The following is a 14,198-nucleotide window of genomic DNA, read 5'->3' as shown; positions in this document are numbered from 1 at the left end:
TTCGCCCATGCGTCACCCCGATTTCCCCTCCCAACTCGCCATGCCCGCCGCCTGGCACGCCAGCCTGCGCCTGCGCTTTGCCGCGCGCGCGGGCCGCACCGCCTTGGTCGAGCGCCGCCATCAGGGGCCGCTGCTGGTGCAGAAGCCTTTGTATCCTGAAGGCGGCATCTGCCATGTAGTAGTGCTGCATCCGCCCGCCGGCGTGGCCGGCGGTGACAGGCTCGACATCGACATCGCCGTGGAAGCCGGCGCCCATGCCGTGCTGGCCACGCCGGGCGCCACCAAATGGTACAAGTCGCTCGGCCGCGAGGCCGCCCAGCAGGTGCGCATCGATGTGGCCGATGGCGCCCGGCTGGACTGGCTGCCGCAGGAAAACATCGTGTTCGACGATGCGCGCGCCCGCATTGCCACGGACGTCGTCGTGGCGCCCACCGGCAGCGCCATCGGCTGGGATGCCGTGGTGCTGGGCCGGCAGGCCTCGGGCGAGCGCTGGTCGAGCGGCGCGCTCTGGCTGGATACCCGCGTGGCCGGCACGGACCGCGCGCTGTGGATCGAGCAATCGCAGGTCGATGCCACCTCGCCGCTGCGCCCCGCCGAGGCGGGCATGGACGGCCTGCACATTCTCGGCACGCTTTGGGCCGTGGGGCAGGGCGCCACGCCGGCGCTGGCCGAAACCCTGGCCGAACAATTACCCTACGCGCCGGACCTGCGCGCCGGCGTGACCTGCCTCGCCGGGTCTGCAGGGCAGTCCATGCTGCTCCTGCGCGTGCTGGGGCGTGACATGGAAGCCGTGCGGCGCGTGATGACCGGCGCCTGGTCCATGCTGCGCGCGCCGATCCATGGCGTGGCGGCGCGACCGCTGCGCCTCTGGGCCACCTGACAACAAGACAAGCAAAGAACGAGGAACAGAACGATGGAACTGACGCCGCGCGAGAAGGACAAGCTGCTGATCTTCACCGCCGCCCTGCTGGCCGAGCGCCGCCGCGCACGCGGGCTCAAGCTCAACTACCCCGAGGCCGTGGCCTTGATCACCGCCGCGATCATGGAAGGCGCGCGCGACGGCCGCACCGTGGCCGACCTGATGCACGAGGGCACCACCGTGCTCAGCCGCGAAGACGTCATGGATGGCGTGGCCGAGCTGATCCCCGAGATCCAGGTGGAAGCCACCTTCCCGGACGGCACCAAGCTTGTCACCGTGCACCATCCCATCGTCTGACATCCGATTCCACAACAAGAGAGCAACCATGCACCGATTCCTCCATCGCGCCGCCACGGGCACCGTGCTGACCCTGGCCACCGCGTCCGCCTTCGCCCATCCCGGCCATGACGCCGCCACCGTGGGCGCCAGCCTCTGGGCCGGCGTGCTGCACCCGTTCACCGGCGCGGACCACCTGCTGGCGATGGCCGCCGTGGGCGTGTGGAGCGCGCTCGCCACCAGTTCGCGCGGCGCCTTCGGGCAAGGCGCGCCGGCCAAGGCCGACCTGCTGCGCCTGCCGCTGGCCTTCGTCGCCATGATGCTGGTGGGCGCGGCGCTGGGTCTTGCCGGCGTGACGCTGCCGGCCGTGGAGCCGATGATCGCGGTGTCGCTGCTGGTGATTGGCCTGCTGGTGGCCGTGCGGGCACGCCTGTCGGCCATGGCCGGCATGGCCATCGTCGGCGGCTTCGCGCTGTTCCACGGCTACGCGCACGGCGCCGAGCTGCCGGCCACGGCCGGGGCCATGCCGGCAGTGCTGGCCTACGTGTGCGGCTTCGCGGTGGCGACGATGGTGCTGCACGGCCTGGGCATCGGCGCGGGCCTGTTCCTGCGTCGCCATGCGGGCTGGATCGCCCGCGTGGCCGGGGCTGGCGTGGCGCTGTACGGCGCCGGCCTGCTGGTCGCCTGAGCGGCGGACGTGACCCTCAAGGAGCCTTGCGATGATTCCCGGTGAACTGATGCCGCTCGACGGCGAAATCGAACTGAACGCGGGCCGCGCCACGGTGAACGTCACGGTGGCCAACACCGGCGACCGCCCCGTGCAGGTGGGTTCGCACTTCCACTTCTACGAAACCAATGCCGCGCTCGACTTCGACCGCGAGGCCGCGCGCGGCTTCCGGCTGGATATCGCCGCCGGCACGGCGGTGCGCTTCGAGCCCGGCCAGTCGCGCACGGTGCAACTGGTGGCGCTGGACGGCGACCGCATCGTCTACGGCTTCAACGGCAAGATCATGGGAGCGCTGTGATGAGCGTGAAAATCTCCAGGCAGGCCTATGCCGAGATGTTCGGCCCCACCACCGGCGACCGCCTGCGGCTGGCCGACACCGGGCTGGTGATCGAGGTCGAACGTGACTATACGATCTACGGCGAGGAAGTGAAGTTCGGCGGCGGCAAGGTGATCCGTGACGGCATGGGCCAGAGCCAGCGCATGGCCAAGGACTGCGTCGACACCGTCATCACCAACGCGCTGATCGTGGACCACTGGGGCATCGTCAAGGCCGACATCGGCCTCAAACACGGCCGCATCGCGTCGATCGGCAAGGCCGGCAATCCGGACATCCAGCCCGGCGTGACCATCGTCGTGGGGCCCGGCACAGAGGTCATCGCGGGCGAGGGCATGATCGTCACCGCCGGCGGTATCGACAGCCACATCCACTTCATCTGCCCGCAGCAGATCGAGGAAGCGCTGATGAGCGGCGTGACGACGATGATCGGCGGCGGCACCGGCCCGGCCACGGGCACTTTCGCCACGACGGTCACCCCGGGGCCGTGGTACATGGAGCGCATGCTGCAGGCGGCCGATGCCTACCCGATGAACATCGGCTTCCTGGGCAAGGGCAACGCCAGCCAGACCGGCCCGCTGACCGAGCAGGTCGAGGCGGGCGCGATCGGCCTGAAGCTGCACGAAGACTGGGGCACCACGCCGCAGGCCATCGACACCTGCCTCACTGTGGCGGATGCCACCGACACCCAGGTGGCCATCCACACGGACACGCTCAACGAGGGCGGTTTCGTGGAGGCCACCATCGCCGCCTTCAAGGGCCGCACGATCCACACTTATCACACCGAGGGCGCCGGCGGCGGCCACGCGCCGGACATCATCAAGGTCTGCGGCGAGGCCAACGTGCTGCCGTCGTCGACCAATCCCACGCGCCCGTACACCGTGAACACGCTGGACGAGCACCTGGACATGCTGATGGTGTGCCATCACCTGGACCCGGCGATTGCCGAGGACATCGCCTTCGCGGAGTCGCGCATCCGCCGCGAGACCATCGCGGCCGAGGACATCCTCCACGACCTGGGCGCCTTCTCGATGATCTCGAGCGATTCGCAGGCCATGGGCCGCGTGGGCGAGGTCATCATCCGCACCTGGCAGACCGCGCACAAGATGGCGGCGCAGCGCGGCAAGCTGCCGGGTGACCCGCACGACGCGCGCGGCGGCCACGACAACTTCCGCGTGAAGCGCTACATCGCCAAGTACACGATCAACCCGGCGCTGACGCATGGCATCGCGCACGAGGTGGGCTCGATCGAGGTGGGCAAATGGGCCGACCTGGTGCTGTGGAAGCCGGCCTTCTTCGGCGTGAAGCCGAGCCTGATCCTGAAGGGCGGGATGATCGCGGCAGCGGCGATGGGCGACCCCAACGCGTCCATCCCCACGCCGCAGCCGGTGCACTACCGGCCGATGTTCGCCTCGGCGGGCGGGGCGCTGCCGCGCTCGTCGCTGACCTTCGTGTCGCAGGCGGCGCTGGCGGCGGACGTGGGCGGGCGCTACGGGCTGGCCAAGACGCTGGCGGCGGTGCGCGGCACGCGTACGGTGAGCAAGCGCGATATGGTCCACAATGACTGGCAGCCGCACGTCACCGTGGACCCGGAGACCTATCAGGTAGTCGCCGATGGCCAACTGCTGATGTGCGAACCCGCCACCGTGCTGCCAATGGCGCAGCGCTATTTCCTGTTCTGACGGCCCCTGATTGTGATCAAGATCGACAAACTCCTCCCCGCCCCGCACGGCATTGCGCCGGTGCTGGTGCGGCGCGCCCCCAAGCTCGTGCTGCCGTTCGGCGAGCGCAGCAAGAGCCGCCTGCGCGCCGTGCTCGACAACGGGGCGGAAGCCGCGCTGTTCCTGCCGCGCGGCACCGTGCTGCGTGGCGGCGACCTGCTGGTGGCCGAGGACGGCACCTTCGTCGAGGTGCAGGCGGCCCCCGAGTCCGTGCTGCAAGTGACGGCAACCGATCCGCTGGCCCTGATGCGCGCCGCCTACCACCTGGGCAACCGGCACACCCCGGTGGAAGTCGGCCGCGATTACCTGCGGCTGGAATTCGACGCCGTGCTGGCGGACATGCTGGCCCGCCTCGGCGTGCAGGCCACCCGCGCCGAACTACCCTTCGAGCCGGAGGCCGGCGCCTACGGCGGCGGCCACAAACACGGCCACGACGCCACCTTCGCTGAGGATTACGCGGCGGCGCAGGCGGTGTTCCATGACCATCATGGGCATTCGCACGAGCATGACCACGGTCACAGCCATGACCACGGTCACGACCATGACCACGTTCATGATGAGCACTGCGGCCACAAGCACTGAATCCGCACCAACCGCCCCATGACCGCGCTTCCCCAACTGATCTCGCTGCTGCATCTGGCGTCGCCGGCGTTGCCGATTGGCGGCTTCAGCTATTCGCAGGGGCTCGAGGCAGCCATCGACTGCGGGCTGGTCACCGATGCGGCCAGCGCCGAGCGGTGGATCCGGGACAACCTCACGCATGTGCAGGCGCACTGCGAGGCACCGGTCTGGCTGCTGCTCCATCGCGCCTGGCAGGCGCGCGACCTGGCCGCCGTGCGGCGCTGGAACGACTGGTTCCACGCCACGCGCGAGACAGCCGAGCTTCGGCTCGAAACCGAGCAGATGGGCTGGTCGCTGTCGAAGCTGATCGGCCAGATGGGGTGGGGCGGTGCCGCCATGGCATCTGACTTGTCCGAATTGGCGCCAATCTGCCTGCCCACCGCGTTCACGGCCGCCTGCGTGGCGCTGGGCGTGGACGCGCGTGACGGCCTGGCGGCCTATGCCTTCAACTGGACCGAAAACCAGGTCGCCGCCGCGATCAAGGCGGTGCCGCTCGGCCAGGTGGCCGGCCAGCACATCCTGCGCGGGCTGCACCCGGCCGTGCTGGCCGTGGTCGATGAGGCCGTCCAACGCGCCGACGCCGATCCGCCCCGCCTGTCCACGTTTTCCCCGATGCTGGGGCTGCTCTCCGCACGCCACGAGACGCAGTACTCCCGGCTGTTCCGTTCCTGACCCAGCCACAAACATGACCCGAACCAAGAAAAATCCGCCCCTGCGCGTTGGCGTGGGCGGCCCCGTGGGCTCCGGCAAGACCACGCTGCTGGAAATGCTCTGCAAGGCCATGCGCGACCGTTACGACCTGGTCGCCATTACCAATGACATCTATACGAAGGAAGACCAGCGCCTGCTGACGATCTCCGGCGCGCTGCCGGCGGAGCGGATCATGGGGGTGGAGACGGGCGGCTGCCCGCATACGGCGATCCGCGAGGATGCCTCGATCAACCTCGAGGCCGTGGACCGCATGCTGGCGAAGTTCCCCGATGCCGACATCGTCTTCATCGAGTCTGGCGGCGACAATCTGGCCGCCACCTTCAGCCCGGAATTGTCCGACCTGACGATCTACGTGATCGACGTGGCCGGCGGGGAGAAGATCCCGCGCAAGGGCGGGCCGGGAATCACGAAGTCTGACCTGCTGGTCATCAACAAGACCGATCTCGCGCCGTACGTGGGCGCTTCACTCGAGATCATGGAAGCCGACGCCCGCAAGATGCGCGGGGAGCGGCCATTCGTGATGGGGAGCGTCAAGGCCGGGCAGGGGCTCGATCAGGTCATCGCCTTTATCGAACGCCAGGGCTTGCTGACTGTATAAGGTGCGGCGGGTGGGGGCAGGCTCAACGCGGCTGCTTGCGGGCCAGCGCGCGGGCTACGCCGGCCACCACGTCGCGCTCGAAATCGCTCAGTTCGGCCATGTAGCGCATCGTCGCCTGCACGGCCGGCGAGGTGTCGGCCTGATACGGCGAACGCGGCGCCTCCACGGGCGCGGCGGCGGTTTCGTGGCGCGAAAAGTCCAGCATCTCGGGCGGTGCCACGCCGAGTGTGTCAGCTAGAGTACATATGTTATAAAGAGCCACATTACGTGTGCCGCGTTCGATGCCGCTGAGGTACGATCTTGCCAGACCGCTTTCCAGCGACAGGGCTTCCTGAGACCAGCCGCGCTGCTTGCGCAACCAGGTCAGATGTCGCCCGAACAGCTTGAGAGGGTCGCCTGTCATATGCTGCTTTGTGGATTTTAAGTCGCTCAGAGCCTAAGGGTTTGACCCAAGCGTCACGACAACCTATAGTTCGTCGTTCTATCGGTGCCAGATCCGCATCATAAGGGATGTACCCAAAACGGGTACGGAAGCGATGGTATTACCGGACGGCACTTAAGCCGTACCGAAACGGGGCAGTCGCGCAGTGTGGGGGGAGGTCGGCGGGCGGAAATCCGCGCCGCATCGTGGCCTGCCGCCATTGCGCATTCCGTGGGACCCATGCGTCCCAGGCTCCGTTTTGGGGAATGCCATGCAGATTTTTTCGTTTTTCGACGCCGGGTTGTGCGGTGCAACGCCGCCCCTGCCGGACTCTCCGGACCTGAGCGTCGGTTTACAGTTATGTGTCATTCCGGCAACGGCCGGGCTCGGTCATGCCTGCCACCATGTGTTCCTGCGTGCCGGCGACATGCAATCCGGCATCGTTTCCGCCCCGGGCGAGTGGTGGGCCTGCCTGCGCGGCGGCCTGCGCGTGCTGTCCGCCGGCCAGGAACTGGCCGCGCTGGCCGGGGGCGATGTCTTCACGCCCCAGCCGGGGCAGCCGGTCATGCTCCAGGCCGTGCTGGACAGCGTGCTGGTACGCACCGCGCCGCAGGCCGGCAGCCGGCCCGGCACCCCGAGTTTCGTCGTGATCGAGCCCGGCGAGCCCGACTGGGCCCAGCGGCTGCACGCGCATGACACGATTTGGGCCACCTGCTTCCGCGGCACGCTGTGCCTGCAATGGCGTGCCACACGCGGTACGGCTGGCGTGCGCACCGTCTACCTGCAACCGGGCATGGCCTTCGCGCCGGAGCGTTACGACGACTACTGCATCGACGCCATGGTGCCCGGCGCGGGCCTGCTGTGCTGCGCACGCTCGCCGGTCGGCGAGGCCGAACCGGCGCTCGCGCTGCCCCGGGCGGCTTGACGGCTGACCGGGATGCCGGCGATCAGCGGCGCTGGTACTGCGTGGCGCCGAACAGGATCTCGCGCTCCGCGTCGGTCCGCATCGGCTTGCGCTCCTTGGCGAGCACTTCCACGCCGCGCTTCACGGCGGGGCGCTCGGCAATCTCGTTGAACCAGCGCTTCAGGTGCGGATAGTCGTCCAGTTCCACGCCCTGGTTCTGCCAGCTGCGCAGCCACGGGAAGGTGGCGATGTCCGCCACGCTGTAGCTGTCGCCGGCCAGCCAGGGGTGCTGCGAAAACTGCTTGTCGATCACGCCATAGAGCCGCTTGGCCTCGTTGGTGTAGCGGTTCACCGCGTACTCGATCTTCTCCGGCGCATAGATGCGGAAGTGGTGCGCCTGGCCCAGCATTGGCCCCACGCCGCCCATCTGGAACATCAGCCACTGCAGGGCTTCGTACTTGCCGCGCACGTCCTCGGGCAGGAACTTGCCGGTCTTGCCGGCCAGGTACAGCAGGATGGCGCCCGACTCGAACAGCGAAATGGGCTTGCCGTCCGGCCCGTCGGGATCGACGATGGCCGGGATCTTGTTGTTCGGGCTGATCTTGAGGAAGTCCTCGCCGAACTGGTCGCCGGCGCCGATGTTGATCGGATGGACCTTGTACTCGAGGCCGCATTCCTCGAGCATGATGTGAACCTTGTGACCGTTGGGCGTGGCCCAGGTGTAGACGTCGATCATGAGAGAGCGCTCTCCTGGCTGCTTCGGAAATGTTCGGATAATTCCGATGGGGAAGGGGCCCGGCGACCAGCGTCGCCAGGGTCCGAGCGATTAGAGCACAGAAGAAATAAGCCTGCTGGCGGTGCGGGCATCGCGCCGCGCCAATGAAAAAACGCGCGACCCACGGGTCGCGCGCTTCGGGGAATTGCTATGTCCAGCAGGTGCCGTGGCTCAGGAGCCGCGCGTCACCGGCATCTGGATGCTGTCCGGGTTCAGGCTCATGTGCTTGGCCAGTTCCAGCTTGGCGATGGCGTTGCGGTGCACCTCGTCCGGACCATCGGCCAGGCGCAGCGTACGCTGGTGCGCCCACCAGTTGGCCAGCGGGAAGTCACCCGAGACACCCGCGGCGCCGTGCACCTGGATCGCCCAGTCGATCACGCGCAGCGCCACGTTCGGCGCCACCACCTTGATCATGGCGATCTCGGCCTTGGCCACCTTGTTGCCCACGGTGTCCATCATGTAGGCGGCCTTCAGCGTCAGCAGACGCGCCATCTCGATGTCGCAACGGGCTTCGGCGATGCGCTCCTGCGTCACGCCCTGGCGGGCGATCTGCTTGCCGAATGCCACGCGGTCCAGGCTGCGCTTGCACATCAGTTCCAGCGCGCGCTCGGCCACGCCGATGCTGCGCATGCAGTGGTGGATCCGGCCCGGGCCGAGGCGGCCCTGGGCGATCTCGAAGCCGCGCCCTTCGCCCAGCAGGATGTTGGCAGCCGGCACGCGCACGTTCTTGAGTTCGATCTCCATATGGCCGTGCGGCGCATCGTCATAGCCGAACACGGGCAGGAAGCGCTTGATCGTGATGCCCGGGGTGTCCGCCGGCACGACGATCATCGACTGCTGCTCGTGGCGGCCAGCATCGGGATTGGTCTTGCCCATCACGATGTAGACCTTGCAGCGGGGGTCGCCGGCGCCCGACGACCACCACTTGGTGCCGTTGATCACGTAATGGTCGCCGTCGCGCTCGATGCGGCAGCTGATATTGGTGGCGTCCGACGAGGCGACGTCCGGCTCCGTCATCAGGAAGGCCGAGCGGATCTCGCCGCGCAGCAGCGGTTCCAGCCACTGGTCCTTGAGTTCTTCGGAGGCGTAGCGCTCCAGCGTTTCCATGTTGCCGGTGTCCGGCGCGGCGCAGTTGAACACCTCGGGCGACCAGGGCGCGCGGCCCATGATCTCGCACATCGGCGCGTATTCGAGGTTCGAGAGCCCCTCCGGTGCCCGCTTGGAGCGCGGCAGGAACAGGTTCCACAGCCCGGCCTCGCGTGCCAGCGGCTTCAGTTCCTCGACCACCTTGGTGGGAATCCAGGCGTTGCCGGCTTCGCGGTTGGCCTGGATCTCGGCGTAGAAGCGCTTTTCGTTCGGATAGATATGCTTGTCGAAAAAGGCCAGCAGCCGGGCCTGCATGTCCTTGACCTTGGGCGTGTACTCGAATTGCATGGGGTCTCCTCGCTACATTCGGGGGTGTGACGGCAGGCATCGCTTGGAACGGATGCCGACTGGGGCCTACTCTAGCGGACTGCGTGTAATAAGAAAAATGAATTTTCTGGATTGGACAGTATCAATATCCTGCATTTCCATGCCAGAATGCCTGCCATGCAGCTATCCCGGATCGACCTGAACCTCTTCGTGGTGTTCGATGCCATCTACAGCGAAGGCAGCATCACCGCGGCCGCGCGTCAGCTCAACCTGACGCAGCCCGCCGTCAGCCATGCGCTGGGGCGGCTTCGCACGCTGTTCGACGATCCGCTGTTCGAGCGGCGCGGGCAGGGCATGGCGCCCACGCCGCTGGCGCGCTCGCTGGCGGGCGAGGTGCGCGGCGCGCTGCAGTCGTTCGCGCGCACGCTGCAGGATACGCCGCACTTCGACCCCACCGCCACCACGCGCCGCTTCACCATCGGCATGCGTGACGCGCTGGAATCCACGCTGCTGCCGCCGCTGATGGCGCGCGTGACGGCGATGGCGCCGCATGTGGAGATCGCGGCGATCCGTTTCGACCGCCGCGAGATGGAGTCCGAACTGCTCGCCGGCACGCTGGACGCGGCCATCGACATCCTGCTGCCGGTTTCCCCGGCGATTCACCATGCCGCGTTCATGTCCGATCCGATGGTGGTGCTGGCCCGGCGCGACCATCCGCTGGTGAAGAAGGAGCTGACGCTGGAGCGCTATCTGGCGGCCGAACATGTGCACGTGTCGTCACGTCGGCGCGGGGCGGGGCTGGAGGATCAGGCGCTGCACCGGATGGGCCTGACGCGCCGCGTGCGGCTGCGTTGCCAGCACTATGCGGCGGCCTGCCGCGTGGTCAGCTGCACGGACCTGCTCGCCACCTTGCCGATGCGCTACGCGCGCATCGCCAATGAGCCCTACGCCAACCGGCTGCTGGCGCTGCCGTTCAAGGTGCCGGCGCTCGAACTGCATCTCTATTGGCATGCCGGCGGCGAGAACGACGGCGCCAACCGCTGGCTGCGCGAGCAGCTGATGGCGGTGATGACGTCGCTCGGGAACGGCATGGGCGGCATGGGCGACACGCCTCCGGCCGACGCGTAACGCACATTTCTCCCCCGTGCCGCGCGCGCGGGTCACAACGTAAGCCATTGTTAGCAGGCTGGACGATGCGGGAGGCGCTCCCTAACATCGTCCCGTTCCACCTGCCCCGGACGCCTCATGCCCGCCTGACACCGCGCATGCGCGCGCGTCCACACCCGGCAGTCCCCTCCATCCACGATTACAGAGCCGCATTCCGATGCCAGGGAAACACTTGCGTAACGATTCCATGCCCTCCCGCGCGAACGCCTTCGCGCGACCCATGCCGATGACGATCCTGGCGGCCTGCGCCGCCCTCGCGCTCACCGCCTGTGGCGGTGGCGGCGATAGCGCGCCCAGCGCCGGTACCAGTGCCGCCCCGGCAGCCGGTGGCGCCAATGCGAGCCAGGCGGCGTCCGGGCAAGCCCCCGGCAGCGGCCAGACGGCGACGCTCCCGGCTGGCGCCGATCGCGCCTGCTACACGGTGAGCGGCAGCGCGCCGGCGCCGGTTACGGGCAGCGTGAGCCTGCTGCCGGCGCGTGGCACCGGCGTCTCGGGCTATCGCGTGCTGGACGAGGCGCGCAGCGCTGGCCTCTGCTACGCCAACTACCGGCGCGAGCAGGTGGGCCTGCCGCCGCTGACCGCGCGCGACGCGCTTAATGCCGTCGCCCAGAACCACACCGCCTACATGCTGGCCAACAACCTGCTCACGCACGACGAGCAGTCGGGCAAGCCCGGCTACACCGGCGCGGCGCCGAACGACCGCATCCAGGCCGCCTATCCGACCAATGCCACGGCCGAAGTCGTGGCGGCCGGCAACAAGTGGACCAGCGCGACGGGCGTCAACCTGTCGATGACGCCGAAAGACGCGCTCGTGGCGGACCTCGTCAACGCGCCGTTCCACCGCGCCGCGCTGCTGGGCAGCTACGGCTCGGCCGGCAGCGGGTTTGCCGAAAGCGTGGGCGCCGGCAGCAGCGGCGGCACCACGGCCAGCTACTACCAGACCATCGACCTCGCCGATGCCAGCAAGGGCGGCGCGGACAACCAGATGGTGGCGTACCCGTACAGCGGCCAGGCCGATGTGCCGGCGAGCTGGGTCAACAACGAGAGCCCCAACCCGGCGCCGGCGTACGCAGGCCAGACCATGGGCTACCCGGTGTCGGTGCAGGCCATCAACACGTCGCTGACGTTCAATGCCGATACGTTCACCATCACCGACGCCGCCGGCACCAACGTGCCCTGCGAGAAGGTGGATGCGCGCACCTCGGGCATGTCAAGCTACGCGCGCGGGCTGGCCATCTGCACGCCGCGCGCCCCGCTGGCGGCCAAGACCCGCTACAACGTCACCGTCGGCGGCACGCTGAACGGGCAGGGCGTGAACCTGAACTGGTCGTTCACCACGCTGTGATGGCGGACTGACTATATGTATACGGGGTGGCGTCCGCCGCCCCGTCTCCGCGCCGGTCACCCCCGATCGGCCAATCGGCCAGTCGGCCAATCAGCCGTTTACAAGCGCATTACCGGTCATCTGCGTCTACAATCGCCACAGCTTCCCCCCAGGAGAGATGGCATGGCTCGCGCAGTGACGAAGACACCGGCAGTTCCCCCGTCAACCCCCTCCTTGCTGTGGCGCGGCACGCTGGCCGTGGCGCTCGCCGCCGTGCTGGCGGGCTGCGGCACCGCCGCCAAGGACGCCGGCACGCCATCGGCATCGAGCGCGGCCACGGCTGCGCCGGCCCAGGCGCCTGCGGCCATGCCGCCTGCGCCGGAGGTCTCGTCGGGCTATCGGCCGGGCATGACCACCAGCTACGGGCAGAAGCACATGGCCGCCGCGGCCAATCCGCTGGCCACCGAGGCCGGGCGCGAGATCCTGCGCGCGGGCGGCTCGGCCATCGACGCCGCCGTCGCCATGCAGGCCGTGCTGACGCTGGTGGAGCCGCAGGCCACCGGCATCGGTGGCGGCGCCTTCATCATGTACTGGGACGGCAAGCGCGTGCAGGCCTACGATGGCCGCGAGACGGCCCCGGCTGGCGCCACCGAGAATCTGTTCATGCGCGCGGACGGCAAGCCGATGGAGTTCTCCGAAGGCCAGATCGGCGGCCGCTCGGTGGGCGTGCCCGGCGTGCTGCGCGCGCTGGAGATGGCGCACCGCCAGCATGGCCGGCTGCCCTGGGCGCGGTTGTTCCAGCGGGCCATCACGCTGGCCGAGAATGGCTTCCCGATGTCGCAGCGGCTCTACACGCAAGTGGCGGCGGACAAGTTCATGATCGGCTCGTCAGAGATGGCCGGCTACTTCCTCGATACGCAGGGCAAGGCCAAGCCGGTCGGCACCCTCGTCAAGAATCCGCAACTGGCCAAGACCCTGCGCGAGATCGCCAAGGGTGGTCCGAACGTGTTCTATAACGGGCCGATCGCGCAGGACATCGCCGCCAAGGTCAACGGCCATGCCAATCCGGGCAGCCTGAGCACGGCCGACCTGAAGGGTTATCGCGCCAAGGAGCGCGTGCCGGTCTGCACGGACTACAAGCGCTGGAAGGTGTGCGGCATGCCGCCGCCGTCGTCGGGCGGTATCGCCATCGCCCAGATCCTCGGCACGCTGGAGGCCCTTGAGAAACGCGACCCGCGCTACGCGCTGGCCAGCCTGAAGCCCCAGCCGGTGAACACCCCGGCCCGCGTGGAAGCCGCGCCGCTGGCCGTGCACGCGATCTCCGAGGCCGACCGCCTGGCCTACGCCGACCGTGGTCTCTACGTGGCCGATGCCGACTTCGTGCCGGTGGACGTGGCCGCGATGGTCAGCCCGGCCTACCTGGCCGAGCGCGCCGCGCTGATCGGCGACAAGAGCATGGGCAAGGCCCAGCCGGGCACGCCGCCCGGTATGCGTGTGGCGTTCGCGCCGGACCGCTCGCCGCCGCGTATCTCCACCTCGCAGATCGTGGCCGTGGACAACCGGGGCGGGGCGTTGTCGATGACCACCACCATCGAGTCGTACTTCGGATCGCACATCATGGTGCGCGGCTTCATGCTGAACAACCAGCTGACCGATTTCTCGTTTACGCCGACCGAGAACGGCAAGCCGGTGGCCAACCGCGTGCAGCCGGGCAAGCGCCCGCGCTCGTCGATGGCGCCGACACTGGTGTTCGACCGCCAGAGCGGCAAGCTGGTGGCGGCGCTGGGCTCGCCGGGTGGCTCGCAGATCATCGAGTACGTGTCGAAGACGCTGGTCGGCCTGCTGGACTGGGACATGGACGTGCAGACCGCCGTGGGCATGGGCAACTTCGGCAGCCGTAATGGCCCGACCGAGGTGGAAAAGGGTCTGGTGACGCCGCAGTTGGTGGAATCGCTGCGTGGCATGGGCCACCAGGTGGCCGAGATCGAGATGACGAGCGGCACGCAGGCCATCGTGCGCAAGACGCTGCCGAACGGCAAGCCGGGCTGGGCCGGCGGCGCGGACCCGCGGCGCGAAGGGGTGGCGCTGGGGGAGTGAACCAGCCGGATTGATGGCGTAGGAAAGCAAAAGGGCGCGAAGTGAACTGACCCCCTAAAGTTGGACGGGTAAGTTAGGCCGCGGCCAAGGGCTGGGTCCTGTATTGCACAGGACTCAGCCCTTTTAGCTTGAGCTTGATGCGGTCGTGATTGTAGTACCGGATGTATTCGGCTATGCCACGACGCAACTG

The 14,198-nt window shown here is 68.2% G+C and carries 16 protein-coding genes; 12 read left to right on the top strand and 4 right to left on the bottom strand.

The genetic code is table 11. The features are described 5' to 3' along the window. Window positions 1-7: 7 nt before the first annotated feature. From AB4120_RS21280 to ureG, 8 genes are read left to right on the top strand one after another with little or no spacing between them, the layout of a single operon-like run. The gene (locus AB4120_RS21280) at window positions 8-880 is read left to right on the top strand and encodes an urease accessory protein UreD (protein WP_187645081.1); all 873 of its coding nucleotides are present in this window, start codon (window positions 8-10) and stop codon (window positions 878-880) included. A 33-nt stretch (window positions 881-913) separates the two neighbouring features. Further along, a complete protein-coding gene (locus tag AB4120_RS21275) occupies window positions 914-1,216 on the top strand; it encodes an urease subunit gamma (RefSeq protein WP_144201510.1) in 303 nt (100 codons plus the stop codon). 28 nt (window positions 1,217-1,244) lie between these two features. Continuing rightward, window positions 1,245-1,883: a HupE/UreJ family protein gene (locus tag AB4120_RS21270; protein WP_149136396.1), complete on the top strand. Its 639-nt coding sequence runs from the start codon at window positions 1,245-1,247 to the stop codon at window positions 1,881-1,883. 31 nt (window positions 1,884-1,914) lie between these two features. Beyond that, window positions 1,915-2,220 (top strand): urease subunit beta, encoded by a 306-nt coding sequence (locus AB4120_RS21265; protein ID WP_149136395.1) that lies wholly within the window; start codon window positions 1,915-1,917, stop codon window positions 2,218-2,220. After that, a complete protein-coding gene (gene ureC, locus AB4120_RS21260; RefSeq protein WP_149136394.1) occupies window positions 2,220-3,938 on the top strand; it encodes an urease subunit alpha in 1,719 nt (572 codons plus the stop codon). Before AB4120_RS21265 ends, ureC begins: the two co-directional genes overlap by 1 nt. 12 nt (window positions 3,939-3,950) lie before the next feature. Further along, the gene (ureE, locus tag AB4120_RS21255; RefSeq protein ID WP_149136393.1) at window positions 3,951-4,559 is read left to right on the top strand and encodes an urease accessory protein UreE; all 609 of its coding nucleotides are present in this window, start codon (window positions 3,951-3,953) and stop codon (window positions 4,557-4,559) included. 18 nt (window positions 4,560-4,577) lie between these two features. Next, a complete protein-coding gene (locus tag AB4120_RS21250) occupies window positions 4,578-5,270 on the top strand; it encodes an urease accessory protein UreF (RefSeq protein WP_149136392.1) in 693 nt (230 codons plus the stop codon). Between the two features lie 13 nt (window positions 5,271-5,283). After that, entirely contained in the window at window positions 5,284-5,907 is a 624-nt protein-coding gene (gene ureG / locus AB4120_RS21245; protein ID WP_144201497.1) for an urease accessory protein UreG, read from the top strand. Between the two features lie 22 nt (window positions 5,908-5,929). Here the strand turns inward: ureG and AB4120_RS21240 are convergent, their stop codons facing one another. Continuing rightward, on the bottom strand, window positions 5,930-6,310 hold the full coding sequence (locus AB4120_RS21240; RefSeq protein WP_092292459.1) for a helix-turn-helix domain-containing protein: 381 nt from the start codon (window positions 6,308-6,310) through the stop codon (window positions 5,930-5,932). A gap of 289 nt (window positions 6,311-6,599) precedes the next feature. Between AB4120_RS21240 and AB4120_RS21235 the strand changes: the two genes are divergently transcribed. After that, entirely contained in the window at window positions 6,600-7,253 is a 654-nt protein-coding gene (locus AB4120_RS21235) for a hypothetical protein (RefSeq protein WP_149136391.1), read from the top strand. 22 nt (window positions 7,254-7,275) lie between these two features. Here the strand turns inward: AB4120_RS21235 and AB4120_RS21230 are convergent, their stop codons facing one another. After that, window positions 7,276-7,968 carry a glutathione binding-like protein gene (locus AB4120_RS21230; RefSeq protein WP_149136390.1) on the bottom strand — a complete coding sequence of 231 codons (693 nt, stop codon included), beginning with the start codon at window positions 7,966-7,968 and terminating at the stop codon, window positions 7,276-7,278. 210 nt (window positions 7,969-8,178) lie between these two features. Then, window positions 8,179-9,441 carry an acyl-CoA dehydrogenase family protein gene (locus tag AB4120_RS21225; protein WP_144201491.1) on the bottom strand — a complete coding sequence of 421 codons (1,263 nt, stop codon included), beginning with the start codon at window positions 9,439-9,441 and terminating at the stop codon, window positions 8,179-8,181. A 156-nt stretch (window positions 9,442-9,597) separates the two neighbouring features. Here AB4120_RS21225 and AB4120_RS21220 point away from each other — a divergent pair, with 156 nt between their 5' ends. The 3 genes from AB4120_RS21220 to AB4120_RS21210 all read left to right on the top strand — a co-directional run bounded on the left by AB4120_RS21220 (window position 9,598) and on the right by AB4120_RS21210 (window position 14,008). Continuing rightward, window positions 9,598-10,548: a LysR family transcriptional regulator gene (locus AB4120_RS21220; protein WP_441642814.1), complete on the top strand. Its 951-nt coding sequence runs from the start codon at window positions 9,598-9,600 to the stop codon at window positions 10,546-10,548. A gap of 259 nt (window positions 10,549-10,807) precedes the next feature. After that, window positions 10,808-11,932, top strand: coding sequence for a CAP domain-containing protein (locus tag AB4120_RS21215; protein WP_262389466.1), 1,125 nt, complete (start codon window positions 10,808-10,810; stop codon window positions 11,930-11,932). Window positions 11,933-12,094: 162 nt separating this feature from the next. Next, the gene (locus AB4120_RS21210; protein ID WP_149136388.1) at window positions 12,095-14,008 is read left to right on the top strand and encodes a gamma-glutamyltransferase family protein; all 1,914 of its coding nucleotides are present in this window, start codon (window positions 12,095-12,097) and stop codon (window positions 14,006-14,008) included. Between the two features lie 73 nt (window positions 14,009-14,081). Here AB4120_RS21210 and AB4120_RS21205 read toward each other — a convergent pair. Then, window positions 14,082-14,198: IS3 family transposase (locus AB4120_RS21205; RefSeq protein WP_441641843.1), on the bottom strand; the 117-nt coding region annotated here is incomplete at its 5' end.

It is taken from the genome of Cupriavidus sp. 2KB_3, from assembly GCF_052115685.1.
Taxonomy (GTDB): domain Bacteria; phylum Pseudomonadota; class Gammaproteobacteria; order Burkholderiales; family Burkholderiaceae; genus Cupriavidus; species Cupriavidus campinensis.
This window is presented reverse-complemented; position numbering and strand designations above follow the sequence as displayed.